This is a genomic window from Stenotrophomonas sp. SbOxS2 (assembly GCF_013416715.1).
GTDB classification, from domain to species: Bacteria; Pseudomonadota; Gammaproteobacteria; order Xanthomonadales; family Xanthomonadaceae; genus Stenotrophomonas; species Stenotrophomonas lactitubi.
The window spans coordinates 185,559-211,468 of sequence record NZ_JAAVXD010000009.1 but is presented as its reverse complement, the minus strand read 5'-3'; the positions used below and the strand labels follow the sequence as shown (position 1 = coordinate 211,468).

Sequence of the window (25,910 nt, the reverse complement as noted above, 5' to 3'; positions counted from 1 at the left end):
TGTGGCGCGGGAGCGGCGTGGATACCTCACGAAAAATTGAATCCTGCGTGAGGATTCGTTGACCGGAGGGGGCGCAGCATGACCCTGTCGCCCCTTCCCGGAGTCCACCATGTCCCTCACCCGCCGCCATCTGCTGGGCCTGGGCGGTGCTGTCACCGCCGCCGGCCTGCTGGGCCTGGGCGCGTGCAGCCGCGCTGCCCCCGCCGCTGCCGAGGCACGGCCTTCGCGACAGTTCGAGGTGGCCCGCAGCGATGCCGAGTGGCGTCGGCTGCTGAGCCCGGCGCAGTATGCCGTGCTGCGCCAGCAGGCCACCGAACGCCCCTGGAGCAGCCCGCTGAACAAGGAACACCGGCAGGGGACATTCGCCTGCGCCGGCTGCGCGCTGCCGCTGTTCTCGTCGTCCACCAAGTTCGAGAGCCACACCGGCTGGCCCAGCTTCTGGGCGCCGCTGCACAACGCCATCGGCGAAGACCGTGACACCACCTTCGGCATGTTGCGGGTGGAGGCACATTGCCGTCGTTGTGGCGGCCACCTCGGCCATGTGTTCAACGACGGCCCGCGTCCGACCGGACTGCGCTACTGCATGAACGGCGCGGCGATGGCGTTCATTCCCGGGGCTGCACAACAGGACGCCGCCGGCGACTGGCGCGTGCCGCTGGGTTCTTCCCCCACTCTGGGAGCGTGATGATGCTGCTGTTGCTGCTTGCCTATCTCGGGGGCGTGCTGACCCTGCTCAGCCCGTGCATCCTGCCGGTGCTGCCGTTCGTGTTCGCACGCGCCGATCGTCCTTTCCTGCGCAGCACCCTGCCGCTGCTGCTGGGCATGGCGCTGACCTTCACCGTGGTTGCCAGCCTGGCCGCGGTCGGCAGCCAGTGGGTGGCGCAGGCCAACCAGATCGGCCGCTGGGTGGCGCTGGTGCTGATGGCCGTGTTCGCCATCGCGCTGCTGTGGCCGACCCTGGCCGACCATCTGCTGGCGCCGTTCCAGCGCATCGGTGCGCGGCTGAGCGCGCGTGCCGACGCCGCGGATGCGGCCGGCCGTGGCGGCGCCGGGACTTCGCTGCTGATCGGCATCGCCACCGGCCTGCTGTGGGCGCCCTGCGCCGGTCCGATTCTCGGCCTGGTGCTGACTGGTGCCGCCCTGAACGGCGCCAGTGTCGGCACCAGTTCGCTGCTGCTGGCCTACGCGTTGGGCGCCGTCACCGCGCTGGCGCTCGCGGTGTGGGTGGGTGGCCGCGTGTTCCGGGCGCTGCAGGCCCGGCTCGGGCTGGGCAATGTGGTGCGCCGGGTACTGGGCGTGGCCGCGCTGCTGGCGGTGGTGGCGATCGGCCTGGGCTGGGACACCGGCCTGCTGACCCGTCTGTCCGCGGTCAGTACCGCACGCATCGAACAGGGCCTGCTGGATGCCGTGCCCGACGCACAACCAGCAGCACCGCCAATGATGATGATGGCGGCTGGGCAGGCAGGCGCGCCGCTGCCAGTGGAAGGCACACTGCCTTCGCTGAGCGGCGCCACCGGCTGGCTCAACAGCCCGCCGCTGACTGCTGAGCAGCTGCGCGGCAAGGTGGTGCTGATCGATTTCTGGACCTACTCCTGCATCAACTGCCTGCGCGCGATGCCGTTCGTTCACGAGTGGGCGCAGCGTTACCGCGACCATGGCCTGGTGGTGGTCGGTGTGCATACGCCGGAGTTCGCGTTCGAGCGCGACCCGCGCAACGTGATGAAGGCCGTGCAGCAGCTGAAGGTCGAGTACCCGGTCGCGCTCGACAACCAGTATGCGATCTGGCGCGCGTTCAACAACCGCTACTGGCCGGCGCACTACTTCATCGACGCGCAGGGCAACATCCGCGGCCATCAGTTCGGCGAGGGCAACTACGCGCACTCCGAACAGGTGATCCGCCGTCTGCTGGTGGAAGCCGGGCAGACCGACCTGCCACCGCCTGCAGACCCCGCTGCGGCCGACCTGCAGGGCGTAGCCACGCAGGCCGACATGGGCAACCTGCGCTCGCCGGAAACCTACCTGGGCCACGCACGTGCCGAGCAGTTCGCCTCACCGGGCGGGCAGCGCGCCGACACAGCATTCGGCTACGCGCTGCCGTCCACCCTGGCGCTGAACCAATGGGGCCTGTCCGGACAGTGGCGGGTCGACGATGAAGCGGCACAGCTGCAGCAGGCCGGCGGCCGCATCGCCTTCCAGTTCCATGCCCGCGACCTGCATCTGGTGCTGGCACCGGGCGAGGACGGAACGCCGGTGCGCTTCCGCGTGCTGCTTGATGGCAAGCCACTGCCAGCGGCCGATGCCGGCGCCGACGTGGCGGCCGATGGCACCGGCACCGTCAACGAGCACCGCCTGTACCAGCTGATCCGCCAGCGCGGCACGATCGGCCCGCATCGTTTCGAGATCGAATTCCTCGACGCAGGCGTGCAGGCCTACGCCTTCACCTTCGGTTAAACCGGGAGCACACGATGAAACTCTCCTTCGAACAGGGCATTGCCGCCGGCGTCGCCGGCCTGGTTGCCACCGCGCTGATCGCGGGTGTGCTGCTGGTGGACCACGGCGCGGTGGCCGCAGCAGCCGAGCCCACGGCGCAGGTGCAGGCGTTGCCTGCGCCCAGCGGCGATGCGGCCTTCCGCGATGACGCCAGCCATGCCAGCGTGGTCTTCGCCGGCGGGTGTTTCTGGGGCGTGCAGGGCGTGTTCCAGCACGTCAAAGGCGTGAGCAACGCGGTGTCCGGTTACATCGGAGGCAGTGCCACCGATGCCCGCTATGAGCGCGTCAGCGGTGGCCGCACGGGCCACGCCGAAGCGGTGAAGGTGGACTACGACCCGCGCCAGGTCAGCTATGGGCAGCTGATGCAGGTGTTCTTCGCGGTGGTGCACGACCCGACCCAGCTCAACCGGCAGGGGCCCGATCACGGCAGCCAGTACCGCTCGGCGATCTTCGTCGATGACACGCGCCAGCTGGCAGCAAGCCGCGCCTACATCGGCCAGCTCGGCCAGGCCGGCAGCTACCGTGCGCCGATCGTTACCCAGGTGGGCAGTGGCCAACGCTTCTACCCGGCCGAGAGCTACCACCAGAACTACATGAGCAACTACCCGCAGGCCGCGTACATCCGCTATTACGACGCGCCCAAGCTGGCCGCGCTGGGCAAGCAGTTCCCGGCGTTGTACCGGCGCGATCCGGCGCTGGTACCGATGCGGTGACACCCTCTTCTGTAGAGCCGAGCCCATGCTCGGCTGCTGTTGGCGGAAGAGCAGCCGAGCATGGGCTCGGCTCTACACACAACAAAAAAAGACGCACGGCCACAGGGCCGTGCGCTTGGGAAGTATCGACCCGGCCCCGATCAGGCCCGGCCGACAACGACATGCTAGGCTCGTCGGCATCATGGGTACAGAACCAGATGCGGGTCGAGTCGATGGATACAGAAGACACCACCACGATGTTCCCACCCCGCTACCAGCGGCTGTCGGACGAGCTGGCTGAAGCCATCCACGGCGGGCGCCTGCCGGTCGGCAGCCGGTTGCCGTCGCTGCGGCAGATGGCTTCGCAGCGCCAGCTCAGCCTGAACACCGTGATTGCGGCCTATCGCCAGCTGGAAGACGCCGGACTGGTCATTCCACGGCCGAAGGCCGGATTCGAAGTCGCGCCGCGACTGTCGGCGCCGCAGCGATCGCTGCGCGATGCGCCGTCAGCACCGACCGCGCCGCTGCAGCAGGTGCTGATGGCCCGCGTGCTGGAAGCACAGCGCCGCCCCGGCGTGGTCGACCTGGCCTTTGCCGGCCCGCGCGGACGACAGTTCTACCCGGGTGCGCAGCTGGCGCGGCACACCGCGCAGGTACTGCGTCATGGCCAGCAGACCGTGGAAACCTACGCCCGCCCCAATGGTTCGCAGCGCCTGCTGGCGCAGATCGTGCGGCGAGGCCCACGGCTGGGCCTGCATACCCATGCCGAGCGCCTGCTGTTGACCCATGGCGCGATGGAGGCGCTGCAGCTGGCCCTGCGCGCGATTACCCAGGCCGGTGATGCCGTCGGCATCGAGGCGCCCTCGTACTTCAACCTGTACCCCTTGCTGACCACCCTCGGCCTGCAGCCGATCGAACTGCCCACCCATCCGCAGCGTGGCCTGGACGTGGATGCGCTGGACGCACTGCTGGAGCACACACCGCTGGCGGCGCTGGTGGTGATGCCGACCGTACACAACCCTCTGGGCTGCACGATGCCGATCGCCGACAAGCAACGCCTTGCCGAGCTGGTCAACGCGCGCCAGCTGCCGCTGATCGAAGACGCGGTGTATGCCGAACTGCAGTTCTGCGAGCCGCCGGCCCCCTTGCTGAAGGCGTTCGATCGCGATGGCTGGGTGATGGTGGTCGGTGGCTTTTCGAAGACGCTGGCACCGGACTACCGGATCGGCTGGCTCGATGGCGGACGCTTCGCCGAACGCATCGCGCTGCTCAAATTCCAGTCCACCGGCGGTGAACCGCAGCTGCTCGGTGATGCGGTGGCCGCCTACCTGGAAGCAGGCAGTTACGAGCACCACCTGCATCGCATGCGCCGCCTTTACCGCGAACAGGTCGGTCGCCTGCGGCAGCTGGTGGCCGAGCATTTCCCTGCCGGCACCTGCGCGACCGAGCCGCAGGGAGGGTTCCTGCTGTGGTTGGAGTTGCCGGGCGTGGACACCCGTGAACTGTTCGAGCGCGCACTGGCAGAGGACATCGTGTTCATGCCAGGCCAGGTGTATTCGCGTGGCGCGCGGTACCGGCATTGCCTGCGGTTGTCGTGTTGCCAGACCCTGGACGCGCGCTTCATCGGTGCGGTGGAACGGTTGGGTGCGATCGCGCGGGAGCTGGTGGCGGGCTGATGGATTGGTAGCGCCGGGCCATGCCCGGCGGCTTCTCTGCCTGCCGCGCTGAGCGCTCGCCGGGCATGGCCCTGCGCTACCCTCACGCGTCGTGCAGGTGTGTGCTCAATGCTTCGCCACCGGCTTCCGGCAGATGCGGCAGCCGTCCCCAGCAGGGCATCGGCAGGCGCTGCTGCAGGGTCGCGAAATTCTCGTCCTGGCGCTGCATCGACGGATCGATGTGGTTGCCGATCCAGCCCAGGCAGTCCACGCCGCTGGCCTGCAGCGATTGCGCGGTCAACCGCGCGTGGTTGACACAACCCAGGCGCATGCCGACCACCAGCACCACCGGCAGCCGCAGCGCACGCACCAGGTCAAGCTGGTCCAGCTGTGCCGACAGCGGCGCCAGCCAGCCGCCCACGCCCTCCACCACCACCACGTCGGCCTGTGCGCGCAGGCGTTCGAAGGCCGCCACGATCGGGGACAGTTCGATGCGCACGCCATCTTCTGCCGCCGCCAGCTCCGGCGCCAACGGCTGGCGCAATGCGTAGGGGTTCAGATCGGCATAGTCCGGCACCGGCAGGCTGGCGGCCTGCAGTGCCAGCGCGTCGTCGTTGCGCAGCCCCTGCCCCAGATCGTGGCTGCCGCTGGCCACTGGCTTCATGCCTACCGCACGCAGGCCGCGCCGGCGCAGCGCGTACAGCAGCGCGGTACTGGCGGCGGTCTTGCCGATCTCGGTATCGGTGCCGGTGACGAACAGGGCCGTCGGCAACGTGGCAGGCAGGGACATCACAGGCTCCAGCAGGGCAACAGAGCCTGCATTATCGCTGGCCCGGCACGCTTGCTAGACTGCGGCCATGTTCGCCAACGCCTCGCTCACCGGCAGCAAGCCGGAACAATACGCCCAGCTGCTGGAACAGGCCCGTGGCCTGGTCTACGGAGAGTCCGACCGCATCGCCAATGCGGCCAACCTCGCTGCACTGGTCTACCACGCCCTGCCCGACCTGAACTGGGTGGGCTTCTACCTGTATGACGGCAAGGAACTGGTGGTCGGTCCGTTCCAGGGCCTGCCGGCCTGCGTGCGCATTCCGCTGGACAAGGGCGTGTGCGGTGCGGCCGCCAGCCAGCGTGTGACCCAGCGCATCGAAGACGTGGAGGCCTTCCCCGGCCATATCGCCTGCGATGCCGCATCGCGCTCGGAGCTGGTGGTGCCGCTGCTCCGGGGTAAGGAGCTGATCGGTGTGTTCGATATCGACAGCCCGGTCGTCGGCCGCTTCGATGCTGAGGACCAGGCCGGCCTGGAAGCCATCGCCCAGGTGTTCGTCGGGGCGTTGGCGTGAGCGCGGTCAAGCTGCGCAACATCGGCCCGAAGAGTGCGGCATGGCTGCGCCAGGTGGGCCTGCGCAGCCGCGAGGATCTGGTTGCCATCGGTGCCGTCGGCGCCTTCGTCAAGGTCAAGCGCGCCGGCTTCAAGCCCAGCCTCAACCTGCTGTACTCGCTGGAAGGTGCGCTGCTGGACTGCCACTGGCAGGAACTGAGCGAACCGCAGCGCACCGCACTGGTGCAGGACTACGAAGCGCGTATCGCGGTGCATCCGCTGAAGGCGGCAGGTCCGGCATCGGGCCCGGTGCATGAGCAGCGCTTCGACGCCGAGGACGACGGCGAAGAAGGCACGGCCGAAAGCACCGACGAGGATTGATCGGTAGCGCCGGGCCATGCCCGGCGAGCGCGCTCAGGGCTGCTGCAGCTCCAGCAGCTCGCCCACCAGCCCTGCTTCACCGCGCTCGACCCACACGCGCAGGCGGGTGCCGTGGTCGATGCGCAGCGCCCAGCACAGCGACATCGGCAGGCCACATACCTGCGACAGCACCATGCGCAGCGGACCGCCGTGGCTGACCACGACCGTCGGCGCCGGGTCGTCGTCGTCCAGCAGTCGATCCAGCGCGCGTGCGATGCGCCGTTCGAAATGGCCCCAGCTCTCGCCATGCGGCGGCGGAAACGCGTGAGGATCCGCGTGGAAAGCGGCCAACGCGTCTTCCGGCAGGTCGAAGAGTGATTGGCCATCCCAGTCGCCGAAATCCAGCTCTTCCCACTCCTCGTCCGCCTCCACGTCCAGCGCGCGCGGTGTGGCCAGTGCCATCGCCGTATGCAGCGAGCGCAGGCGCGGCGAGCTGATCACCCGTTCCCACGACTGCCCGGCATAGGCATCGACCAGCTCCTGCGGCAGGCGGGCCAGCTGCGGCGGATCGCTGCGGCCATCGAGGAACTCATCGCGACCGTTGCCGGCATGGCGGACCAGGTCGAGGATCATGCGCGTGCCCAGTCAGGGCGGCGCGGGAACAGCGGAAAACAGACGGACATCGGCAACGGCACCACGATAATTCGAGCTGCATTCTAGGCGCTGGCGCAGGTCTGCTGCACCGTGCAGGCACATACGCACCTGATCAACCGCGCAGGTGCGGCGCTACGGGCCGGCCGCGATGCCGTAGACTGCGCGCACTTCCAGGTGACCTGCGGCCCTGCCGGCAGGTTGAAACGGGAAGCCGGTGACGCGTGACAACACGCCATGCCGGCGCTGCCCCCGCAACGGTAAGCACGTCAGTTCCAGGCAACCCGCCACTGTGCCGCAGGCATGGGAAGGCGCCTGGACGGTGGCCTCGGGCCACCCGGCGGCGAGCCCGGAGACCGGCCCGGAAGCCTCAGGTCGCGATGCGGTGGGCATGGCGCTGGATGTCTGTGGCGGTGGCCACGGCATCGGCGCGTGCCTGCCTGTTGTGACTCCTCCCCTTCGCTGCGCGGGCGTGCGCGGCACCTGGAGTCCCCCCGATGAAACTGCAGTCCCGAATGCTGTCCCTGGCCGTGCTGGCCGCTCTTCCTGCGCTGGCCTTGGCCGAAGATCGCGCCGCCGACCTCGATCAGGTGCTGGTCACCGCCACCCGCACGCCGATCGCCCTGCAGGACAGCATTGCGCCTGCGCAGGTGATCGACCGTGCGCAGATCGAATCCAGCCAGGCCACCTCGCTGCAGGAACTGCTGCAGGGCCGCGCCGGCATCAACCTGACCAATGCCGGTGGCCTCGGCAAGCAGAGCTCGCTGTTCCTGCGTGGCACCAACTCTTCGCATACCGTGGTGCTGGTTGATGGCGTGCGCATCAACAGCGCCGACCTCGGCCTGGCGATGTACCAGGATCTGCCGCTGGCGCAGATCGAGCGCGTGGAAATCGTGCGCGGCCCGCAGTCCAGCCTGTACGGTGCCGACGCCATCGGTGGCGTGATCCAGATCTTCACCCGCCGCAACCAGGGCGACTTCGCTCCGCATTTCCAGCTGGGCGGCGGCAGCAACGGCCTGCGTGAAGCCAGTGGCGGTATCGGCGGTGGCACCGAACGCGGCTGGTTCGGCGCCGACATCGCCTACCAGCATTCGGACGGCATCGATGCCTGCCGCGGTTCGGCCACGCTGTTTGCCGGCTGCTTCGCCGATGAACCCGACCGCGACGGCTACCGCAATCTGTCCAAGAGCCTGCGCGGTGGCTACAACCTGAGCGACCAGTGGACCGTGGAAGGCAGCGCCCTGCGCGCCGACGGCAAGAACCACTACGACGGCTACTACAACTACTCCGAGACCCGCCAGCAGGTGCTGGCCGGCAAGGTGCGCTACACCCCGTCCGAGCAGCTGACGCTGACTGCCAATGTCGGCCGCAGCGACAACGAGTCCGACAACTTCGGCGATTTTGGTGCACGCGGCAGCGCACAGACGCACCGCGACAGCGCCTCGCTGCAGGCCGACATCGGTGTGGCCGAAGGCCAGCTGCTCAGTGCCGGCGTGGACTGGAGCGAAGACAACCTGGACGGCAGCAGCGCCGGTTACCTGGTCGACAGCCGTCGCAATACCGGCGTGTTCCTGCAGTACCAGACGCGCTTCGGCCGTCACCAGCTGCAGGCCAGCGCACGCAATGATGACAACCAGCAGTTCGGCAACCATGCCACCGGCAGCCTCGGCTGGGCGATGGAGCTGGGCCACGGCCTGCGCGTCAACGCCAGCTACGGCACCGCGTTCAAGGCACCGACCTTCAGCGACCTGTACGACCCGTGGAGCGGCGTGCCGACGCTGGACCCGGAGAAGTCCAAGAGTGCCAACCTCGGCATCTCGCAGCAGGGCCAGGGCTGGCGCTGGGGCCTGGACGTGTACGAAACCCGCATCGATGACCTGATCACCTACGACGCGGCCACCTTCCGCATGCAGCAGGTCGAAAAGGCACGCATCCGCGGTGCCGAACTGACCGGCGGCGCCACCGTGGCCGGCTTCGACATCAACGCGCAGCTGAGTTTCACCGACCCGCGCAACCGCACCAACGGCAGCGCGCAGTTCGACAACTGGCTGGCACGCCGTGCGCAGCAGACCGCGCGCCTGGACATCGACCGCCGCTTCGGCGACTTCCGCACCGGCCTGACCGTACAGGGCGCGGGCAAGCGCTACGACGATGCCGCCAACGCGGTGAAGGTCGGCGGCTACGGCACGCTGGATCTGCGCGCCGAATACGCGCTTACCCCGGCATGGTCGGTGCTGGCGCGGGTGGCCAATGTGTTCGACCGCGAGTACGAAACCGTGGCGTGGTTCAACCAGCCAGGCCGCGAGTATCAGCTGAGCGTGCGTTACCAGCCCAGGTAAGTGGTAGCGCCGGGCCATGCCCGGCGTCGGGGCGCCAGATCGAAGGGCCGCCGGGCATGGCCCGGCGCTACCGGCGGGTCAGATCGCCGATACCGCAGCCAATCCCGGCAGTTCACGCAGGTCGTCGATTACCGCGACGGCCTGCGCGTTTTCCAGGTCCAGTCCTCGCGGATAGCCGTAGCGCACCAGGGCGATCGGCATGCCGGCGTCTTCGGCAGCGCGGTAATCGGTAAGCGAGTCGCCCACCATCAGGCACGCATCAACGGGCAGTTCGAAATGCGCGGCGATATGCCGCAACGGCTCGCCGCTGGGCTTGCGCTGCGGCAGCGAATCACCGCCCAGCACCAGCGCGAAGGCCTCGGCGATGCCCAGGTGCTGCAGCAACGGCGGCACCAGCGCGGCCGGCTTGTTGGTGCAGATCGCCAGCGGTACGTTCAATGCGCGCAGTTGCGCCAGCGCGTCCACTACGCCAGCGAACAGCTGCGGGCTGCGCAGCAGGCATTCGCGGTAATGGACCATGAAGGTCGGCATCACCGCTGCCAGATCGATCTGACGCCCGGCGGCCTGCACCGCCTGTTCGACCAGCCGGCGCACGCCGTCGCCGATCCAGCCCAGCACGGTGGCTTCGGGTACGCGCGCCAGACCGATGTCTTGCAGCGTGCGGTTCAGTGCTTCGGCGATATCAGCGGCGCTGTCGACCAGCGTGCCATCGAGGTCGAACACGACCAGCGGATAGGGATACGACAAGGGACGGCTCACTCGTGCAACGTGGGGCCGTCCATTGTACGCCCGCGTCTTCAGCCGATCCGGCGTGCGCGGGTGGCCAGGAAGGTCGGCAGGTAACGGTCGATCAGGAAGCGCGGCTGCGGCTGCCAGTCTTCCATGAAGCGGTCGATGACGAACCCGGCCTCCAGCTGCCCTGCTATCAGATCCCCCAGGCTGTGGCCGAATGTCAGCGCTTCGCCACGGGCCAGCTTGGCCTCGCGCGCGGCTGGCTCCAGGTCTTCCAGGTCGGAATAGGGAATCGCGTACTGCGGGCGGATCAGGCCCTGCTCGCTCAGCTGTGCATCACGCGCAGCAACGAACACCACCGGATTGTAGAAGCTGGCCATCAGCAGGCCATCGCGTGCCAGCACCCGGCGGCACTCGGCCCACACCGGACGCACGTCGGGCACGTACAGGTTCGATATGGGATGGAACACCACGTCGAAGCTGTCGCTGGCAAAGGCCTGCAGATCACGCATGTCACCCTGCACGGTGCGCAGCGACAGACCGTCGCGGTCGGCGACGGCGCGGTCCTGCGCCAGCTGCCCGTCGGAAAGATCGAACACGGTCACCTCGGCGCCTGCCGCGGCAAGCACGGGTGCCTGTTGGCCACCGGCCGAGGCCAGGCACAGGATGCGCCTGCCACGCACATCGCCCAGCCAATCCAGCGGCAACGCACGCGGCGTCAGGTGTACCTGCCAGCGTCCCTCGCGTGCGGCGGCAATCGTTTCGGCATCCACCGGTCGCGACCACTCGCGCACCTCGCTGGCCTGGCGGTCCCAGGCAGCACGGTTGTGGTCGATCAACGCCTGTCCCTGGTTCATGTGTTCTCCTTGCCCGAAGGGCGCCAGTCCAGATCCTGGAAGGCCGGGCTGGCGAAGCACTCGGCGAGGAAATCCAGGAATCGCCGCATGATAACGGGCTGTTGCCGGCGCGAGGCGTACACGGCATGAATGCCCAGCTCGTCCAGGCTGTACTCGGGCAGCAGTTCGATCAGCTCACCACTGCGCAGCAACGGTGCGACCTGATAGGTCGGCAACATGGCGATGCCGGCATTGGCGCGCACGGCCTCCAGCAGCAGCGATGCTTCATTGGCACTGATGTTGCCGCCCACCGCAACCGACAACGAACGCCCTTCGCGATGCAGCTGCCATAGGCTCTTGCCGACGTAGTGATGGGTCAGGCAGTTGTGCGCGGCGAGATGTTCGGGGGCAGTCGGCGTGCCACGTGCCTGCAGATAGGCCGGCGTCGCGCACAGCACCGAGCGGCAGATCGCCAAGCGACGTGCGATCAGGCTGGGATCGATCTGCCGCGCGATGCGCACCGCCAGGTCGACGCGCTCCTCCACCAGGTTGACCGTGCGGTCGACCAGCAGCAGTTCGATGCGTGCGGCCGGATGACGCTGCACGAAGGCGGCCACTGCGCGCGCCAGATGGCTCTGCCCGAACGACACGCTGGCGGTGATGCGCAGCGTTCCGTGTGGCTCGGGATCGTCGCTGGCCAGCTCGCCCTGCAGTTCCTCGCCGATTGCCAGCATCTGCCGGAAACGCGCCAGCGCGGCTTCACCGGCCCCGGTCAGGCTGACCCGCCGCGTGGTCCGGTGCAGCAGCCGCGCGCCCAGCCAGCCCTCCACCTCGGCCAGGTAGCGGCTGACCATCGCCCGCGACATGTCCAGCACCTCGGCGGCGGCGGTCAGGCTGCCGCGCTCGGCAACTTCGACGAATACGGTCATGGCGGTCAATCGGTCCATCTGCTCGATCCATGCAACAAACAAGCGCGTTATACGCTGTTTTTCGAGCGACTGCAGCGGCCTACAGTGGCCCCATTCCCAGCCACCACCCCCACGGAGTCCTGCCATGAAGATCGCCCTCGTCGGTGCCACCGGCAATATCGGCCGCCAGATCGCCCGCCACGCGCTGGCCAACGGCCACCAACTGACCGTCATCGTGCGCAGCGCGCAGGACCTGCCGGCCGAGCTGGGCGGCGCCCATCCGGTCATCGCCTCGCTGGACGACCAGGATGCCCTGGTCGCCGCCATTGCCGGCCACGATGTGCTGGCCAGCGCCTACGGCCCGCGCCCGGGCGACGACATCGGCCGCGTCGGCGAGGTTGCCGCACAGCTGGCCGACGCCGCCCGCAAGGCCAACGTGCCGCGCCTGGTGGTGGTCGGTGGTGCCGGCAGCCTGGAAGTCGCCCCCGGCGTGCAGCTGGTCGACACCCCCACCTTCCCGGAAGCCTACAAGCCCTACGCGCTGGCCCACCGTGAAGCCTTCAACCGCCTGCAGGCAGTGGATGACCTGGACTGGACCTTCTTCTCGCCGGCGGCCGAAATCGGCCCGGGTGAAGAGCGTGGGCAGTATCGCGTGCAGCCCAAGGCCTTCCTCGCCGATGCCAGCGGCCACAGCCGCATCAGCTACGCCGACTACGGCGCCGCGTTCGTCGCCGAACTGGAAGCGCGCAAGTACCCGAAGCAGATCATCACTGCAGCGTACTGATCGCGGCATGCGCCGGGTTTCATGCCCGCGGGGCGTCGCCCGGCGCTACCTCCCCCGCTGGGCCGATGCTCGGCTCAATATCCCAAAGGACACCTCCCATGCGTACCGCTGCCCTGCTGTTCCCCCTCGCGCTGGCTGCAGGTTTCGCCAGCACCCCGCTGCTGGCCGCACCGGCCGCCCCTGCGCCTGCCAGCGCCGCGAAATCCCAGCTGCACCTGCAGACCTTCCATCCCGGCCCGCAGGCGATGTTCTCGGTGTCTTCGGTGCTGATCGAAGGGCGCAACGACGCGATCCTGGTCAACGCGCAGTTCGCTGCCGGCGATGCGCGCCGGCTGGTCGAGCAGATCCGCGCCAGCGGCAAGCAGCTGACCACCATCTACATCAGCCATGGCGATCCGGACTATTACTTCGGCCTGGCCACCGTGCAGGACGCGTTCCCGCAGGCGCGCATCGTCGCCACCGCGCAGACCGTGGCGCATATCCGTGAATCCCAGGCCGGCAAGCTGGCGTACTGGGGGCCGAAGATGGGCGCCGACGCTCCCGCACGCATCGTGGTGCCAGCGGTACTGGAAGGCGATGCACTGCAGCTGGAAGGCCAGCGCCTGCCGTTGATCGGCCTGGATGGACCGACGCCGGACCGCAGCGTGCTGTGGGTGCCGTCACTGCGCGCGATCGTCGGTGGCATTCCGGTGGTGGCCGGCGAGCATGTGTGGATGGCCGACACGCAGACGCCGCAGTCGCATGCCGATTGGCTGCGCACGCTGCAGCAGCTGCAGGCGTTGAAGCCGAAGGTGGTGGTGCCCGGTCATTACGCGGAGGGTGCGGCACTGGATGCCAGTGCGCTGCGCTTCACGGCGGATTACATCCGCGCCTTCGATGTTGAAACGGCCAAGGCCAAGGACAGTGCGGCGTTGGTGAAGGCGATGCAGGCGCGCTATCCGAAGCTGGCGGGCGTGGCGTCGCTGGAGTTGAGTGCGAAGGTGGCCAAGGGCGAGATGCAGTGGCCGTAAGGTAGGGGTTTTCTTTTGCAGGGCTGCGCCCTGCACCTGCCGAATCGACGGCAACGGCAACGGCAACGGCAACGGCAAAAGCGGGCGTTCCGTGGGATCGCGGGGTGGGTCCGGTTGCGGGGGACGCCGTGAATACGTCCCTGTAGGCTTGGCCGCGGCATCCATGCCGCGGACACCCCCGCAACCGGACCCACCCCGCCTTCGACAGATCTCCGCAATCTGTCTGGATGGCATGGCCTGCCCTTGGTAGGTGTCGACCTTGGTCGACACGCAGATCCAGACATGCGTGGATGAACGATCAGGGACGATCGGTCTGGGTGTGCTCGAACAATTCGCCCTGCACCACCGGCTCTTTTTCGCGGAAGCCGCCGAGGCCGACGCCGACCAGGCGGTAGCGGGTGTCGGCGGGTAGGTCGACGCGGGCGCGCAATGAAAGTGCGATGTCGCGCAGTTCTTCCATCGACTCGGGCGGGCGTTCCGGGGTGAAGCTGCGGGTAAGGAGGCGGAACTGCGCGGTCTTCAGCTTCAACACCACGGTGTGGCCGATGCGTTCGGTCTTGCGCGTGGCCTGCCAGGTCTTCCCGGCCAGTTGCACGATCGCTTCGCTCAGGTCTTCCAGCAGCAGGTCCTCGGCGAAGGTGTCCTCCGAAGAGATCGACTGCACCTGCTGGTCAGGCTCCACCGGCCGCTCGTCGACACCGCGTGCGCGGTTGTACAGGCTGCGGCCGAAGCTGCCGAAGGCGTCTTCCAGGTCCGGCAGCGTCCATTGCCGCAGGTCGCCGCAGGTGACGATGCCGCGCGCCGCCAGCTTGCCTTCCATCACCTTGCCCACGCCGGGCACGCGGTTCACCGGCAGCGGCAGCAGGAATGCGTCCACCCGCTGCGGCGGAATCACGAACTGGCCGTCGGGCTTGCGCCAGTCCGAGGCGATCTTGGCCAGGAACTTGTTCGGCGCGATCCCGGCTGAAGCGGTCAGGTTGGTTTCCTCGCGGATCTGCGCGCGGATGGTGCGGGCGATGTCGGTGGCCAGTTCGATGCCACTCTTCGGCTCGGTCACGTCCAGGTAGGCCTCGTCCAAGGACAACGGCTCGACCAGGTCGGTATGGCGCAGGAAGATCTCGCGCACGTGGCGCGACACCGCCTTGTAACGCGCGAAGTCCGGCGGCACGAAGACCGCGTCCGGGCACAGGCGCTCGGCGCGCAGTGCCGGCATCGCCGAACGCACACCGAACACGCGCGCCTCGTACGAGGCGGCGCACACCACTGAACGCGCGCCGCGCCATGCCACCACCACCGGCTTGCCGCGCAGTGACGGATCGTCGCGCTGCTCCACCGACGCGTAGAAGGCGTCCATGTCGACGTGGATGATCTTGCGCAGTGCGTTCATGGTTGGCCCACATGATACCTGCACCGTACCCGTCCAGACGCCGAAGTATGGTCGTTGTGCATCAACGGGATGCGTGGTTTCAGCTGAAAACACTACGCACGCGTACGGAGAGGCGGTTTGATATCCGCCTGATCCGTCGTGCATCCTCGGGAACTCGTTGCCTTGTTTTCGCTTCCAGGATTGCGCTTTCCATGACTCGTCTCCACGCGTTCAACCGCGACCAGCTGCTGGCCAGCGCACGCGGTGAACTGTTCGGCGCTGCCGCCGGCCGGTTGCCCAACGACCCGATGCTGATGTTCGACCGCATCACCGACATCCGCGAGGACGGCGGACCGCATGGCAAGGGCATGGTACGCGCCGAACTGGATATCCGCCCGGACCTGTGGTTCTTCGGCTGCCACTTCATCGGCGACCCGGTGATGCCCGGCTGCCTGGGCCTGGATGCCATGTGGCAGCTGACCGGCTTCTTCCTCACCTGGCTGGGTGCCCCCGGCAAGGGCCGCGCCCTGGGCTGCGGCGAAGTGAAGTTCACCGGCCAGGTGCTGCCAGACGCGAAGCTGGTGCGCTACGAGATCGACATCAGTCGCGTCATCAACCGCAAGCTGGTGATGGCCCAGTCCGACGCGCGCATGTACGTGGACGACCGCGAGATCTACAACGCCCGCGACCTGCGCGTGGGCCTGTTCACTGAAACCGGGAGCTTCTGATGCGTCGCGTCGTCATCACCGGCATGGGCATCACGTCCTGCCTCGGCAATGATCTGGATACCGTTTCGGCCGCCCTGCGCGAGAGCCGCGCCGGCATCACCGCGCTGGCCGACCACGCCGAAGCCGGCCTGCGCAGCCAGGTCGGCGGTCGTGTCGACCTCGACCTGGACGCGCTGATCGACCGCAAGCAGAAGCGCTTCATGAGCGATGCCGCCGCCTTCGCCTACCTGGCGATGGCCGATGCCATCACCGATGCGGGGCTGACCCCGGAGCAGGTCAGTGGCCTGCGCACCGGCCTGATCGCCGGTTCCGGCGGTGGCTCCAGCGAATGGCAGGTGGGTGCGGTCGATCTGCTGCGCAGCCGTGGCGTGCGCAAGGTCGGTCCGTACATGGTGCCGCGCACGATGTGCTCGACCGTGTCGGCGTGCCTGGCCACCGCGTTCCAGATCAAGGGCGTCAGCTACTCGCTGTCGGCCGCCTGCGCGACCTCCGCACACTGCATCGGCGCGGCTGCCGACCTCATCCGTCACGGCGCGCAGGACATCATGTTCGCCGGCGGCGGTGAAGACCTGCACTGGTCGATGAGCGTGATGTTCGATGCGATGGGTGCACTGTCCACCAGCTTCAACGACACCCCCGCCAGCGCCTCGCGCCCGTATGACAAGGACCGCGATGGCTTCGTCATCGCCGGTGGTGGCGGCATGCTGGTGCTGGAGGATTACGACCACGCCGTGGCACGTGGCGCGCACATCCATGCCGAGCTGATCGGTTATGGCGTGACCTCCGATGGCGCCGACATGGTCGCCCCGTCCGGCGAAGGCGCCGTGCGCTGCATGAAGATGGCGCTGCAGAACGTGGACCGTCCGCTGGATTACCTCAACACCCACGGCACCTCGACCCCGCTGGGTGATGTGACCGAGTTGGGTGCGATCCGCGAGGTGTTCGGCGATGCGATTCCGCCGCTGTCCTCGACCAAGGCGCTGTCGGGCCATTCGCTGGGCGCTGCCAGCGTGCATGAAGCGATCTACTGCCTGCTGATGATGCGCGACGGCTTCGTGGCCGGTTCGGCCAACATCGGTGAGCTGGACCCGAGGGTGGAAGGCTTCCCGATCCTGCGCGAAAGCCGCGAGCAGAAGCTGGACACGGTGATGTCCAACAGCTTCGGCTTCGGTGGCACCAACGCGGCGCTGGTGTTCGGCAGGGTGTGATCTGAAAGCGTGCCAACCAAGGTTGGCACCTACCAGAGCGGTTGCCATGGATGTAGAGCCGAGCCCATGCTCGGCTCAGTGCCAACCAAGGTTGGCAGCTACCTCGGCAACAGCGGCAGCAGCAGCGCGTGCGCGTCCACCAGCGAGCCGACGATGCGGTGGCCCAACGCACGCAGTTCTTCATCGGGATGCACCAGGTCCGGCACTTGGATCACGGTCATGCCCGCAGCCAGTGCGGCACGCGTGCCGGCTGGGGAATCCTCCAGCGCCAGGCAGCGTTCCGGTGCCTTGCCCAGCCGCTGCGCGGCCAGCAGGTAGATGTCCGGTGCCGGCTTGGCCCGCGCCACGTCGCCACCGGCAACCACCGCATCGAAGTACGGCAGCAGCCCGGTCGCGGCCAGCTTGCGGTTGGCCCGCGGTTGCCGGGTCGAGGTCGCCACCGCACGCGGCACCGCGTGCGACTTCAACAACTCAAGCAGTTCTAGGATGCCCGGGCGCAGCGGCAACCCTGTCTGCGTGCGTTCCTCGTACAGATCATGGCAGCGCGCCGCCATCGCCTCGATCACGCTGTCTTCGATCCCCTGCTGGCGCAGCAGCGCTTGGCTGTCGCGGTCGCCAAGACCGACCATGCGCACGAAGAAGTCGGCATCCAGCGGCAGGCCGAACTCCTCTGCGGCCTCGCTCCAGCATGCAAGCGACACACGCTCGCTGTCGATCATCAGGCCGTCCATGTCGAAGATGACGGCGTCAGGCAGGAACGGCAGCGCAGCGATGGAGGTCATGGAGCGAACAGCGTATCCAGATCGGTGGAGGTCAGCAGCCGCCATTGCCCTTCGGCCAGTCCCTGCAGGTCCAGGCCACCGACACGGCTGCGGTGCAGTGCCTGCACGTGGTTGCCTGCGGCAGCGAACATGCGGCGTACCTGATGGTAGCGACCTTCGTGCAGTATCAGGCGCGCCTTGCGCGGCCCGAGCACCTGCAGTTCAGCCGGCAGCAGGGGCGTCTTCTCCGCTTCCAGCATCAGCGTGCCGCTGGCAAACAGCGCCATCTCGTCACCGCGCAGGTCTTCAGCCAGCTCCACTTCGTAGACCTTGGGCAGCTTCGACTTCGGCGAAATGATCCGGTGCAGCAGGTTGCCATCGTCGGTCAGCAGCAGCAGGCCGCTGGTCTCGCGGTCCAGGCGGCCGACGGTGGACAGCACCGGGTCGCGGTCGCGGAAGCGCGGCGGCAGCAGGTCGTAGATCAGGCGGCCCTTGTCCTTGGTCGAACAGGTGTAGCCGGCCGGCTTGTACATCGCCAGCGACAGGCCCACCGGCGGGTCCAGCGGCTCGCCATCGACCCGCACCGCTTCATGCGGCACCTGGTCGTCGGCATACAGCACCTCGCCGTCAGCGTCGGTGACGCGCCCTTCGCGGAACATCCACTGCACCTGCTTGCGGCTGCCGTAGCCGAGGTTGGCGATGAGCTTGACCAGTTTCACCGGGCCTTCCCCTTGCCCTTCACTGCCTCGACCAGCTTGAAGCCATCGCGCTCGGCAACCACGCGGACCGCGCCGAAGCTCTCGTTGAGCGTGTACTCGTACGGCAAGTGGCGGTTGGCCACCACGTACAGGCGCCCGCCCGGGCGCAGCGCCTGCGCGGCTACGGCGATGAAGCGCTGGCCGATGTCCGGACGATCCGCACGCGAGGGGGTGTGGAACGGCGGGTTGCTGATGATGACGTCGTAGTCCGGCTCGATGCCGGCGGTGACATCGCGCCACAGGAAGCGCAGCGGCACCGGGCGCGGTGGCGGCGCGAGGTTGAGTTCGGCCAGGTCCAGCGCGCGCTTCTCGGCCTCGTACAGGTCCAGCGCGGTGATCTTCGGGCAGCGCTCCAGCAGCTCGCGCGACAGGTAACCGTAGCCGGCACCGAGGTCGGCCGCACGCCCGGCCAGGTCGGCCGGCAGATGTTCGGCCAGAAGCGCCGATGCCGGATCGATGCGGTCCCAGGCGAACACGCCAGGACGGCTGAGGAAGCGGCCGCCGACGATCGGCCGCACCGCGTCCAGGCTGCCCCAGCGCTTGGCCACGTCCGCGTCATGCTGGCCCTGCAGCGGTGCGGTCCAGAACACGCGGCAGTGGTTCTTGGTCAGGCTGCCGCCGAGGCCGGCCAACTGCTTGAGGTCGCCTTCGCCGGAGCGGGCGCCTTCGTTGTTGTGCTGGCAGGCCACGATGCGGCCACCCTCGGCGACCAGCGCCAGGGCGCGGGCGAACAGCGCGCGGGCTTCCTCGCGCTGGCGCGGCGGCAGCACCAGCACCAGCGGGTAACGGCCGCGGCCGGCAGCATCATCCAGCTGGCCGCTGACGGTCCAGCCAGCGGCCTGCTGCAGCGGCTGCGCGAACGGAGCGAAGCTCTGCTCGCAGTCAACTTCGCGGCCGCCGGCCTGCTCGCGCAGGGGCCAGCCGTCACGGGCGCGCAGGAAGGCCACCGGCCCCTCCGGCCAGCGCAGGGCGCCGCTGGAGAACGGCAGGAACAGGGTCTGCAGGGGGGCGTCGTCGCTGGATGCCATCGGCGCGGGTACTGGAAGCGTGAGGGCCGTCCATTGTACCGGCTTGTCTGGCCCGGCCCCGGCCGCCGCTTTGCGAAACTTCAACGTTGCCTTGATGCCGCAGCAACATGCCAGCGTTCAGGGTAGAAGCTCCCCGCAACTCCTGGAGATCCTGCATGCGTGCCTTGTTCGTCGGAGGTGTTGTCGACAACAGTGAAATGGACCTGGAAGGCAGCCATCCCCCCGTCCATTACCCGGAGGATACCGGCGGTGGTCACTCCCGCTACCGCCTGCACCAGGTCGGCCACGGCGCCGATGGCAGTGTGGCCTACGCCGTGTATGGGGCACCGGATCTGGCCGACGAGGAAGTGACCCGGGTAGCCGAGGAGCGCGCCTATGCGCGCAGGTTCGAGGCGACGGCAACGCTGTTCGAGCACTGACAGGCCTGTAGCGCCCGTGCCCATGCTCGGGCGGCGGCACAGCCGCGCAAACGGCAGCCGAGCATGGGCTCGGCTCTACATCGGATCAAGGCGCCGTGGGCGGCAGCTCGCGGATGCTGGCGATTTCATCCAGCCACACGTGATGCTGCTGCACCGGCGTATCGAGATCGTCCAGCCGCAGCTGGCCGTTGCTGCCTTCGTCGCCGGCGTCATTGCGGTACTGCTGCAGCGTCGGCTGCACCGCAACCGTGCCCAGCAGGCGGCGGCCGTCGTGCAGGGTCAGCTGGACCTGGGTTTCCCCGTGCAACTGCGGCAGCAGGGCTTCCAGGCGCGCGATCTGCGCGGCATCGGTATGGATTCGGGGAGCAATACGGGACATCGACAACCTCCTGCGTGCAGGCATGCAGGATCGCCGATTGGCCGTGAATGCTCAGTGCAGCAGGCTGTCCCCGCGCGTGGCCTGCACGCGCCGCACGACACCCACCAACTGGGCCACCGAATACGGCTTGGCCACATGCTCCTGGAAGCCCGAGGCCAACGCACGGCGACGGTCATCAGCACGCGCCAGTGCCGTCACCGCCACCGCAGGCAATGCCGTGGCATCCACGCCCAGGTCCTCGCGCAGCGTGCTCACCAGGCCATAGCCATCCATGCCCGGCATGCCGATGTCGGTCAGCAGCACGTGGTACTGCAGGTGGCCATTGTCGGCCAGCAGCGCCAGTGCCTCGCCCGCAGAGCTGGCCGCAGATACGCTGGCGCCCTGCTCTTCCAGCATGCGCCGCAGGTACTCCAGCACTTCTGGCTGATCTTCCACCGCCAGCACATGCAGGCCGCGCAGCGGGTACGGTTCGACCACCATCGGTTCCAGGATCGGACCGCTGACGACCTCACGCAGCGGTCGCCGTTCGGCATCGGGCAGGTGCTGCGGCAGGCGCACAGTGAAGGTGGAACCGTGACCGTGGCCATCGCTGGCCGCGCTGACCGTACCGCCGTGCAGCTCCACCAGCTGCTGCACGATCGCCAGGCCCAGGCCCAGACCGCCATGACGGCGGGTGGTGGTGCCGTCGGCTTGGCGGAAGCGGCTGAACAGGTGGTTCAGGAACTCCGGTGCGATGCCGTCGCCGGTATCGCGCACGGTGATCGTCCAATAGTTGCCATCGGCCTGCAGCTGCACGTCGATGCGGCCTTCGGCCGGGGTGAACTTGATCGCGTTGGACAGCAGGTTCCAGAACACCTGCTGCAGGCGGGTGGCATCGCCCAGCACCTGGCACGCCTGCGACGGCAGCTGCAGGGTGACGTCCAGCGCCTTGCCCTCGGCCACCAGCTCCTGCGCGCCCATCGCTTCGTTCAACTGGTCGCGCAGATCCAGCACTTCCACTTCCAGCTGCACCTTGCCCAGCAGCATGCTGCTGAGATCGAGCATGTCCGAGATCAACCGCTTCTGCGCGGTGGCACTGTTGGCGATCACGCCCAAGCCCTTGTACAGCGGACTGGTGGAATCGACGCGCTGCAGCAGCAGTTCGCTCCAGCCCAGGATCGTGGTCAGCGGCGTGCGCAGTTCGTGCGACAGCGTGGCCAGGAATTCGTCCTTCAGCCGCGCCATGTTCTCCGCCGCACTGCGCGCGGCGCGCTCGGACTGCAGCAGCTCTTCGCGCGCCAGTTCGATCTCGCGACGCTCGGTGACGTCCGGGCTGCTGCCGGCCAGGCCGATGAAGCGGCCCATCCGCGAGAAGCGCGGACGGGCGTTCATTTCCAGCCAGCGCCACTGTCCATCGGCACGGCGGGCGCGCACCAGCGCGTGCATCGAACGCTGCGCTTTCAGCGCTTCCTGCAGTTCGTATTCGAACACCGAGGCATCGTCGGGATGCACCAGGCCGCGCCAGACATCTTCCGGCACGCGGTTCTCGTCGCCGCCGAAGAATTCGCTGAAGGCACTGTTGACGAAACGGGCGTGGCCGCGCTCATCCAGCACCCACACCGGCATCGGCAGGCCATCGGCCAACGCACTGAAACGGGCCTCGCTCTCGCCCAGTTCCACTTCCATCTGCTTGCGCGCGGTCACATCGAAGAACAGGATGCCGACCTTGTCCTCGCCCGGCCGCCCCACCCGAACAGCATCAACGGCGAACGTACGCCCCAGGGCACGGGCATCCATCTCGAACTGGGCCGGCCGCCCGGTCCGGGCGACTTCGCCATAGATGCGGAACCAGTCGCCTTCGTGCTGCGGCTCCAGCGCGCTCATGCGCTTGCCACAGGCATCCTTCAGGCCGGTGTGGCGCTCGAAAGCGTCGTTGACCTCGAGGAAGCGGTAATCGATCGCCTCGTCGCCATCGAACAGCACCTGGATCACACAGAAACCTGCGTTGATGCGCTCAAGCACGCCATGGTGCAGGTCAGTTTCGGGCGTCGGCACCATCAAGGGTGAGCGCTCCACGAGGGGCGGCAGTGTGGACAAGGGCGTGGGGAGAAAAGACCGGATGGAGGTACAGCATCTTCCAGAGCGCGTATTCACAGCGTCAAGCGCCGTCAGTCACGGTTGACGACCATGAATTGGCGGCAACTGTTGACGCATTTGACGCTACTGACCATTGCTGCGGCCCTCCAGCGGGATCACACTCGATCCGAGATCATCACCCTCCCCGCTTCGGGGACGCAGGAGACTGCCATGAAAGGTTCGCTTTCAACCGCCCTGCTGCTGGCCGGCATGCTTGCCGTGGGCAGCGTGGCCGCCGCGCCGCGCACGGTAACCGCGCCCGACGCACCGCGTGCGCTGCAGGCCGATGGCCCGGTCAGCGTGAAGTGGGACGATCCGGCGAAGTTCACCGAGCTCCGTCAGAGCAGCAACCGCTTCGAGGCTGAACGTGGGGACTGGGTGCAGCAGCTGGCACGTTACGTGCAGACCAGCGCCGCCAAGCCACTGCAGGCCGGGCAGACGCTGGACGTGACCCTGGTCGATATCAAGCGCGCGGGCGACTACGAGCCCTGGCACGGCCCGCGTGGCAGCGACATCCGGATCATGCGCGACATCTACCCGCCGCGGATCACCCTGCAGTACACGCTGAAGGATGCCAGCGGGCGCATCATCGATGAAGGCGACGCCCGCCTGAGCGACAGCGGCTACCTGCACAACATCGGCCTGAAGAGCGATACCGATCCGCTGCGCTATGAAAAGCGCCTGATCGATGATTGGGTGAAGCGCCAGCTGACCTCGCGCGTCACCGCTGCGCGGTAGGTGTCGACCTTGGTCGACACGCATTCAAAGCGCCGACCAAGGTCGGCCGCTACCAGAGCCGTGCGCAGCGCCTGATCGATCCGGTAGGTGTCGACCTTGGTCGACACACATTCAAAGCGCCGACCAAGGTCGGCCGCTACCAGAGCCGTGCGCAGCGCCTGATCGATCCGGTAGGTGTCGACCTTGGTCGACACACATTCAAAGCGCCGACCAAGGTCGGCCGCTACCAGAGCCGGTCAATCCTGGTAGACACGTGCCACGCGCTTGACGCCGCACGGCAGCTGGTAGGCACTGACACCGCAACGCGGCGCCAACTCTGAAAGGGTCGGCGCAGTGCCCCACAGCTCCACCACGCTGCCGACGCCGGCCTGCGCATGCGCGGTCAGGTCCACGGTCAGCATGTCCATCGACACGCGGCCGATCAGCCCACCGGGTTGGCCATCGATCAGCACCGGGGTGCCATTGGGCGCGAACTGCGGATAGCCATCGGCATAGCCCAGTGCGACCACGCCCACGCGTGTGCGTGCCTTGGCGACGAAACGCGCACCGTAGCCGACCGGCTCACCGGCCTCGATCCAGCGCTCGGCGATCACCTTGGACTGCATCGTCATCACCGGGCGCAGGCGCGCGGTCAGCTCGCTGTTGTCCGGCAGCGGGTTTGCGCCGTACAGCATCAGGCCCGGGCGCACCCAGTCACTGCGTACGTCAGGCCAGCCCAGCAGCGCCGGCGAATTGCAGACGCTGGTCTCGCCTTGCAGGCCTTCGATGGCCTCGACGAAGGTCGCGGCCTGCTCATGGGTACGCTCGCTGTCCAGCTCGTCGGCGCGTGCCAGGTGGGTCATAAGTACGATGCGCGCCACCTGCGGCAGTGCAGACAAACGAGCATGCGCGGCACGGAAACCGGCCACGTCCAGGCCCAGCCGGTGCATGCCACTGTCCAGCTTCAGCCACACCGTCAGCGGGCGTGGGCTGTCGAACGCGGCCAGCGCCTCCAGCTGCCACGGCGAACCGACTGAGAACCACAGGTCATGCTCGGCCACCAGCGCCATTTCGCTTGGCTCGAAGATCCCTTCCAGCAGCAGGATCGGTGCACGGATACCGGCCTGGCGCAGCTCCAGTGCCTCTTCGATCGTGGCCACGCCGAAGCCGTCGGCCTCGCCTTCCAGTGACTGCGCGCAGCGCACTGCACCGTGGCCATAGGCATCGGCCTTGATGATCGCCAACGCCTTGCCACCACCCAGTTCACGGGCCAGACGGTAGTTGCTGCGCAGTGCGCCCAGATCGATCAGCGCGCGGGCAGGACGCATGTGCGGTTCTCATGTTGCGGGGCGTGGCGGTACTGGCCGTAGCGGAAGATATCCAGGCCTTCGGTGCTGATCTGCGGCTGGCGCGCGCTCATCAGGTCGGCCAGGTAGCGGCCCGAGCCGCAGGCCATGGTCCAGCCCAGCGTGCCGTGGCCGGTGTTGAGGAACAGGTTGCGGAACGGCGTAGCGCCGATCACCGGCGTACCGTCGGGCGTGGCCGGGCGCAGGCCGGTCCAGAACTCGGCCTTGGCCAGGTCGCCGCCCTTCGGGTACAGATCGCGCACCACCAGCTCCAGCGTCTCGCGGCGACGCGGCGACAGTGACAGGTCGAAACCAGCCACTTCGGCCATGCCGCCGACGCGGATGCGGTTGTCGAAGCGGGTCACCGCAACCTTGTAGCTCTCATCGAGGATGGTCGAGGTGGGCGCCATCGCCGGGTCGGTGATCGGCAGGGTCAGCGAGTAGCCCTTCAGCGGATACACCGGCAGGCGCATGCCCAGCGGCGCGACCAGCCCCGGTGAATAGCTGCCCAGTGCGACCACGAAGCGGTCCGCGGTTTCCAGCTTGCCGCCGATGCGCACGCCGGTGATGCGGTCACCGTCGAATTCCACGCCGGTGATGTCCTGGTCGTAACGGAACTCGACCCCCGCTTCGGCCGCCATCTGCGCCAGGCGGCGGGTGAACAGCTGGCAATCGCCGGTCTGGTCGCGCGGCAGGCGCAGCGCGCCGACCAGGCCATCGACGTGGGCCAGCGCGGGCTCGGCCTTGATGATGCCAGCGCGATCCAGCACTTCGTACGGCACGCCGTACTGGGCCAGGATCTCGATGTCCTGCGCTGATGCATCCAGCTGCTGCTGGGTGCGGAACAGCTGGGTGGTGCCCAGGTCGCGCCCTTCGAAATCGATGCCGATCTGCGCGCGCAGCTCGTTCAGGCAGTCGCGGCTGTACTCGGACATGCGCACCATGCGCGCCTTGTTGATCGCGTAGCGCTCGTGGGTGCAGTTGCGCAGCATCTGCCACAGCCAGCGGTACTGGGCCAGGTCCATGCCCGGCTTGATCGCCAGCGGTGCGTGCTTTTCGAACAGCCAGCCGATGGCCTTCTTCGGCACGCCCGGGGCGGCCCACGGCGAGGTGTAGCCGAAGGACAGCTGGCCGGCATTGGCGAAGCTGGTTTCCAGCGCGGGACCGGGCTGGCGGTCGACGACCGTGACTTCAAACCCGGCCTGTCGCAGGTACCAGGCACTGGTGGTGCCGATCACGCCGCTGCCGAGAACTAGGACTCGCATGGAAATTCTCCAACCCGATCATTCCCTGCATTTGGGTGCGCAGGG

At 67.8% G+C, this 25,910-nt stretch carries 27 protein-coding genes and 1 riboswitch; of the genes, 13 read left to right on the top strand and 14 right to left on the bottom strand.

Features of this window, described 5'->3' with window-relative positions:
* Window positions 1-109 precede the first annotated feature (109 nt).
* The 4 genes from msrB to HFK18_RS21410 all read left to right on the top strand — a co-directional run bounded on the left by msrB (window position 110) and on the right by HFK18_RS21410 (window position 4,858).
* Entirely contained in the window at window positions 110-685 is a 576-nt protein-coding gene (gene msrB, locus HFK18_RS21425) for a peptide-methionine (R)-S-oxide reductase MsrB (RefSeq protein ID WP_180167790.1), read from the top strand.
* A 2-nt stretch (window positions 686-687) separates the two neighbouring features.
* The gene (locus HFK18_RS21420) at window positions 688-2,451 is read left to right on the top strand and encodes a cytochrome c biogenesis protein DipZ (RefSeq protein WP_180167789.1); all 1,764 of its coding nucleotides are present in this window, start codon (window positions 688-690) and stop codon (window positions 2,449-2,451) included.
* 14 nt (window positions 2,452-2,465) lie between these two features.
* Window positions 2,466-3,203 (top strand): peptide-methionine (S)-S-oxide reductase MsrA, encoded by a 738-nt coding sequence (gene msrA, locus HFK18_RS21415; RefSeq protein ID WP_180167788.1) that lies wholly within the window; start codon window positions 2,466-2,468, stop codon window positions 3,201-3,203.
* 212 nt (window positions 3,204-3,415) lie between these two features.
* A complete protein-coding gene (locus HFK18_RS21410; protein WP_180167787.1) occupies window positions 3,416-4,858 on the top strand; it encodes a PLP-dependent aminotransferase family protein in 1,443 nt (480 codons plus the stop codon).
* Between the two features lie 82 nt (window positions 4,859-4,940).
* On the opposite strand, the gene bioD is transcribed toward HFK18_RS21410, so the two are convergent.
* Window positions 4,941-5,627 carry a dethiobiotin synthase gene (gene bioD / locus HFK18_RS21405; protein ID WP_180167786.1) on the bottom strand — a complete coding sequence of 229 codons (687 nt, stop codon included), beginning with the start codon at window positions 5,625-5,627 and terminating at the stop codon, window positions 4,941-4,943.
* 67 nt (window positions 5,628-5,694) lie between these two features.
* On the opposite strand from bioD, the gene HFK18_RS21400 reads away from it, so the two are divergent.
* Window positions 5,695-6,177 (top strand): GAF domain-containing protein, encoded by a 483-nt coding sequence (locus tag HFK18_RS21400; protein WP_180167785.1) that lies wholly within the window; start codon window positions 5,695-5,697, stop codon window positions 6,175-6,177.
* Window positions 6,174-6,536, top strand: coding sequence for a TfoX/Sxy family protein (locus tag HFK18_RS21395; protein WP_180167784.1), 363 nt, complete (start codon window positions 6,174-6,176; stop codon window positions 6,534-6,536). The genes HFK18_RS21400 and HFK18_RS21395 overlap by 4 nt, the downstream gene beginning before the upstream one ends.
* Window positions 6,537-6,569: 33 nt before the next feature.
* Here HFK18_RS21395 and HFK18_RS21390 read toward each other — a convergent pair whose 3' ends face one another.
* Window positions 6,570-7,148 (bottom strand): histidine phosphatase family protein, encoded by a 579-nt coding sequence (locus tag HFK18_RS21390; RefSeq protein ID WP_089238474.1) that lies wholly within the window; start codon window positions 7,146-7,148, stop codon window positions 6,570-6,572.
* Window positions 7,149-7,324: 176 nt separating this feature from the next.
* Window positions 7,325-7,546, top strand: a riboswitch (cobalamin riboswitch).
* Window positions 7,547-7,663: 117 nt separating this feature from the next.
* On the opposite strand from HFK18_RS21390, the gene btuB reads away from it, so the two are divergent.
* Window positions 7,664-9,505, top strand: a complete 1,842-nt coding sequence (btuB, locus tag HFK18_RS21385) for a TonB-dependent vitamin B12 receptor (RefSeq protein ID WP_180167783.1) — start codon at window positions 7,664-7,666, stop codon at window positions 9,503-9,505.
* 78 nt (window positions 9,506-9,583) lie between these two features.
* On the opposite strand, the gene gph is transcribed toward btuB, so the two are convergent.
* From gph to HFK18_RS21370, 3 genes are read right to left on the bottom strand one after another with little or no spacing between them, the layout of a single operon-like run.
* Window positions 9,584-10,252 (bottom strand): phosphoglycolate phosphatase, encoded by a 669-nt coding sequence (gene gph / locus HFK18_RS21380; protein ID WP_180167803.1) that lies wholly within the window; start codon window positions 10,250-10,252, stop codon window positions 9,584-9,586.
* 50 nt (window positions 10,253-10,302) lie between these two features.
* On the bottom strand, window positions 10,303-11,094 hold the full coding sequence (locus tag HFK18_RS21375; protein ID WP_180167782.1) for a class I SAM-dependent methyltransferase: 792 nt from the start codon (window positions 11,092-11,094) through the stop codon (window positions 10,303-10,305).
* The gene (locus HFK18_RS21370; protein ID WP_180167781.1) at window positions 11,091-12,020 is read right to left on the bottom strand and encodes a LysR family transcriptional regulator; all 930 of its coding nucleotides are present in this window, start codon (window positions 12,018-12,020) and stop codon (window positions 11,091-11,093) included. Before HFK18_RS21370 ends, HFK18_RS21375 begins: the two co-directional genes overlap by 4 nt.
* A 106-nt stretch (window positions 12,021-12,126) precedes the next feature.
* Here HFK18_RS21370 and HFK18_RS21365 point away from each other — a divergent pair, with 106 nt between their 5' ends.
* On the top strand, window positions 12,127-12,765 hold the full coding sequence (locus HFK18_RS21365; RefSeq protein ID WP_180167780.1) for an NAD(P)H-binding protein: 639 nt from the start codon (window positions 12,127-12,129) through the stop codon (window positions 12,763-12,765).
* A 98-nt stretch (window positions 12,766-12,863) separates the two neighbouring features.
* Window positions 12,864-13,775, top strand: coding sequence for an MBL fold metallo-hydrolase (locus HFK18_RS21360; RefSeq protein ID WP_180167779.1), 912 nt, complete (start codon window positions 12,864-12,866; stop codon window positions 13,773-13,775).
* 298 nt (window positions 13,776-14,073) lie between these two features.
* On the opposite strand, the gene dinB is transcribed toward HFK18_RS21360, so the two are convergent.
* On the bottom strand, window positions 14,074-15,162 hold the full coding sequence (dinB, locus tag HFK18_RS21355; RefSeq protein ID WP_180167778.1) for a DNA polymerase IV: 1,089 nt from the start codon (window positions 15,160-15,162) through the stop codon (window positions 14,074-14,076).
* A gap of 191 nt (window positions 15,163-15,353) precedes the next feature.
* Between dinB and fabA the strand changes: the two genes are divergently transcribed.
* Together fabA and fabB are read left to right on the top strand one after the other, a co-directional pair.
* Window positions 15,354-15,869 carry a 3-hydroxyacyl-[acyl-carrier-protein] dehydratase FabA gene (fabA, locus tag HFK18_RS21350; RefSeq protein WP_165376167.1) on the top strand — a complete coding sequence of 172 codons (516 nt, stop codon included), beginning with the start codon at window positions 15,354-15,356 and terminating at the stop codon, window positions 15,867-15,869.
* Window positions 15,869-17,077, top strand: coding sequence for a beta-ketoacyl-ACP synthase I (fabB, locus tag HFK18_RS21345; protein ID WP_025878419.1), 1,209 nt, complete (start codon window positions 15,869-15,871; stop codon window positions 17,075-17,077). The genes fabA and fabB overlap by 1 nt, the downstream gene beginning before the upstream one ends.
* 98 nt (window positions 17,078-17,175) lie before the next feature.
* Here the strand turns inward: fabB and HFK18_RS21340 are convergent, their stop codons facing one another.
* The 3 genes from HFK18_RS21340 to HFK18_RS21330 are packed head-to-tail and all read right to left on the bottom strand — an operon-like array spanning window position 17,176 to window position 19,624.
* Complete coding sequence (locus tag HFK18_RS21340; RefSeq protein WP_180167777.1) at window positions 17,176-17,859, bottom strand: HAD family phosphatase; 684 nt, start codon at window positions 17,857-17,859, stop codon at window positions 17,176-17,178.
* Entirely contained in the window at window positions 17,856-18,557 is a 702-nt protein-coding gene (locus tag HFK18_RS21335; protein WP_180167776.1) for a pseudouridine synthase, read from the bottom strand. Before HFK18_RS21335 ends, HFK18_RS21340 begins: the two co-directional genes overlap by 4 nt.
* On the bottom strand, window positions 18,554-19,624 hold the full coding sequence (locus HFK18_RS21330; RefSeq protein WP_180167775.1) for a class I SAM-dependent methyltransferase: 1,071 nt from the start codon (window positions 19,622-19,624) through the stop codon (window positions 18,554-18,556). Before HFK18_RS21330 ends, HFK18_RS21335 begins: the two co-directional genes overlap by 4 nt.
* Before the next feature lie 155 nt (window positions 19,625-19,779).
* On the opposite strand from HFK18_RS21330, the gene HFK18_RS21325 reads away from it, so the two are divergent.
* Window positions 19,780-20,043 (top strand): hypothetical protein, encoded by a 264-nt coding sequence (locus HFK18_RS21325; protein WP_180167774.1) that lies wholly within the window; start codon window positions 19,780-19,782, stop codon window positions 20,041-20,043.
* Between the two features lie 85 nt (window positions 20,044-20,128).
* Here the strand turns inward: HFK18_RS21325 and HFK18_RS21320 are convergent, their stop codons facing one another.
* Both HFK18_RS21320 and HFK18_RS21315 read right to left on the bottom strand, forming a co-directional pair.
* Complete coding sequence (locus HFK18_RS21320; RefSeq protein WP_180167773.1) at window positions 20,129-20,422, bottom strand: DUF3247 family protein; 294 nt, start codon at window positions 20,420-20,422, stop codon at window positions 20,129-20,131.
* A gap of 51 nt (window positions 20,423-20,473) precedes the next feature.
* Window positions 20,474-22,459: an ATP-binding protein gene (locus tag HFK18_RS21315; protein ID WP_257216364.1), complete on the bottom strand. Its 1,986-nt coding sequence runs from the start codon at window positions 22,457-22,459 to the stop codon at window positions 20,474-20,476.
* Window positions 22,460-22,708: 249 nt separating this feature from the next.
* Between HFK18_RS21315 and HFK18_RS21310 the strand changes: the two genes are divergently transcribed.
* A complete protein-coding gene (locus HFK18_RS21310) occupies window positions 22,709-23,275 on the top strand; it encodes a DUF3016 domain-containing protein (protein ID WP_089238446.1) in 567 nt (188 codons plus the stop codon).
* On the opposite strand, the gene HFK18_RS21305 is transcribed toward HFK18_RS21310, so the two are convergent.
* Genes HFK18_RS21305 through HFK18_RS21295 form a run of 3 tightly spaced genes read right to left on the bottom strand, consistent with a single transcriptional unit; the run spans window position 23,206 to window position 25,865 of the window.
* Window positions 23,206-23,469 carry a hypothetical protein gene (locus HFK18_RS21305; protein WP_180167771.1) on the bottom strand — a complete coding sequence of 88 codons (264 nt, stop codon included), beginning with the start codon at window positions 23,467-23,469 and terminating at the stop codon, window positions 23,206-23,208. The two genes, HFK18_RS21310 and HFK18_RS21305, sit on opposite strands and share 70 nt — an antisense overlap.
* Window positions 23,470-23,511: 42 nt before the next feature.
* Window positions 23,512-24,582 carry an alanine racemase gene (alr, locus tag HFK18_RS21300; protein ID WP_180167770.1) on the bottom strand — a complete coding sequence of 357 codons (1,071 nt, stop codon included), beginning with the start codon at window positions 24,580-24,582 and terminating at the stop codon, window positions 23,512-23,514.
* Window positions 24,561-25,865, bottom strand: a complete 1,305-nt coding sequence (locus tag HFK18_RS21295) for a D-amino acid dehydrogenase (RefSeq protein ID WP_025878410.1) — start codon at window positions 25,863-25,865, stop codon at window positions 24,561-24,563. Before HFK18_RS21295 ends, alr begins: the two co-directional genes overlap by 22 nt.
* Between the last annotated feature and the right edge of the window lie 45 nt (window positions 25,866-25,910).

What these genes read in the sequence shown, in the direction of transcription:
- dinB (WP_180167778.1), bottom strand. Translation starts at nt 15,162, where the DNA reads ATGAACGCACTGCGCAAGATCATCCACGTCGACATGGACGCCTTCTAC.
- HFK18_RS21310 (WP_089238446.1), top strand. Translation starts at nt 22,709, where the DNA reads ATGAAAGGTTCGCTTTCAACCGCCCTGCTGCTGGCCGGCATGCTTGCC.
- HFK18_RS21320 (WP_180167773.1), bottom strand. Translation starts at nt 20,422, where the DNA reads ATGTCCCGTATTGCTCCCCGAATCCATACCGATGCCGCGCAGATCGCG.
- fabA (WP_165376167.1), top strand. Translation starts at nt 15,354, where the DNA reads ATGACTCGTCTCCACGCGTTCAACCGCGACCAGCTGCTGGCCAGCGCA.
- btuB (WP_180167783.1), top strand. Translation starts at nt 7,664, where the DNA reads ATGAAACTGCAGTCCCGAATGCTGTCCCTGGCCGTGCTGGCCGCTCTT.
- HFK18_RS21295 (WP_025878410.1), bottom strand. Translation starts at nt 25,865, where the DNA reads ATGCGAGTCCTAGTTCTCGGCAGCGGCGTGATCGGCACCACCAGTGCC.
- HFK18_RS21410 (WP_180167787.1), top strand. Translation starts at nt 3,416, where the DNA reads ATGGATACAGAAGACACCACCACGATGTTCCCACCCCGCTACCAGCGG.
- HFK18_RS21420 (WP_180167789.1), top strand. Translation starts at nt 688, where the DNA reads ATGCTGCTGTTGCTGCTTGCCTATCTCGGGGGCGTGCTGACCCTGCTC.
- alr (WP_180167770.1), bottom strand. Translation starts at nt 24,582, where the DNA reads ATGCGTCCTGCCCGCGCGCTGATCGATCTGGGCGCACTGCGCAGCAAC.
- HFK18_RS21340 (WP_180167777.1), bottom strand. Translation starts at nt 17,859, where the DNA reads ATGACCTCCATCGCTGCGCTGCCGTTCCTGCCTGACGCCGTCATCTTC.
- fabB (WP_025878419.1), top strand. Translation starts at nt 15,869, where the DNA reads ATGCGTCGCGTCGTCATCACCGGCATGGGCATCACGTCCTGCCTCGGC.
- HFK18_RS21330 (WP_180167775.1), bottom strand. Translation starts at nt 19,624, where the DNA reads ATGGCATCCAGCGACGACGCCCCCCTGCAGACCCTGTTCCTGCCGTTC.
- msrA (WP_180167788.1), top strand. Translation starts at nt 2,466, where the DNA reads ATGAAACTCTCCTTCGAACAGGGCATTGCCGCCGGCGTCGCCGGCCTG.
- msrB (WP_180167790.1), top strand. Translation starts at nt 110, where the DNA reads ATGTCCCTCACCCGCCGCCATCTGCTGGGCCTGGGCGGTGCTGTCACC.
- HFK18_RS21365 (WP_180167780.1), top strand. Translation starts at nt 12,127, where the DNA reads ATGAAGATCGCCCTCGTCGGTGCCACCGGCAATATCGGCCGCCAGATC.
- HFK18_RS21360 (WP_180167779.1), top strand. Translation starts at nt 12,864, where the DNA reads ATGCGTACCGCTGCCCTGCTGTTCCCCCTCGCGCTGGCTGCAGGTTTC.
- HFK18_RS21375 (WP_180167782.1), bottom strand. Translation starts at nt 11,094, where the DNA reads ATGAACCAGGGACAGGCGTTGATCGACCACAACCGTGCTGCCTGGGAC.
- HFK18_RS21370 (WP_180167781.1), bottom strand. Translation starts at nt 12,020, where the DNA reads ATGGACCGATTGACCGCCATGACCGTATTCGTCGAAGTTGCCGAGCGC.
- bioD (WP_180167786.1), bottom strand. Translation starts at nt 5,627, where the DNA reads ATGTCCCTGCCTGCCACGTTGCCGACGGCCCTGTTCGTCACCGGCACC.
- HFK18_RS21400 (WP_180167785.1), top strand. Translation starts at nt 5,695, where the DNA reads ATGTTCGCCAACGCCTCGCTCACCGGCAGCAAGCCGGAACAATACGCC.
- HFK18_RS21315 (WP_257216364.1), bottom strand. Translation starts at nt 22,459, where the DNA reads ATGGTGCCGACGCCCGAAACTGACCTGCACCATGGCGTGCTTGAGCGC.
- HFK18_RS21325 (WP_180167774.1), top strand. Translation starts at nt 19,780, where the DNA reads ATGCGTGCCTTGTTCGTCGGAGGTGTTGTCGACAACAGTGAAATGGAC.
- HFK18_RS21390 (WP_089238474.1), bottom strand. Translation starts at nt 7,148, where the DNA reads ATGATCCTCGACCTGGTCCGCCATGCCGGCAACGGTCGCGATGAGTTC.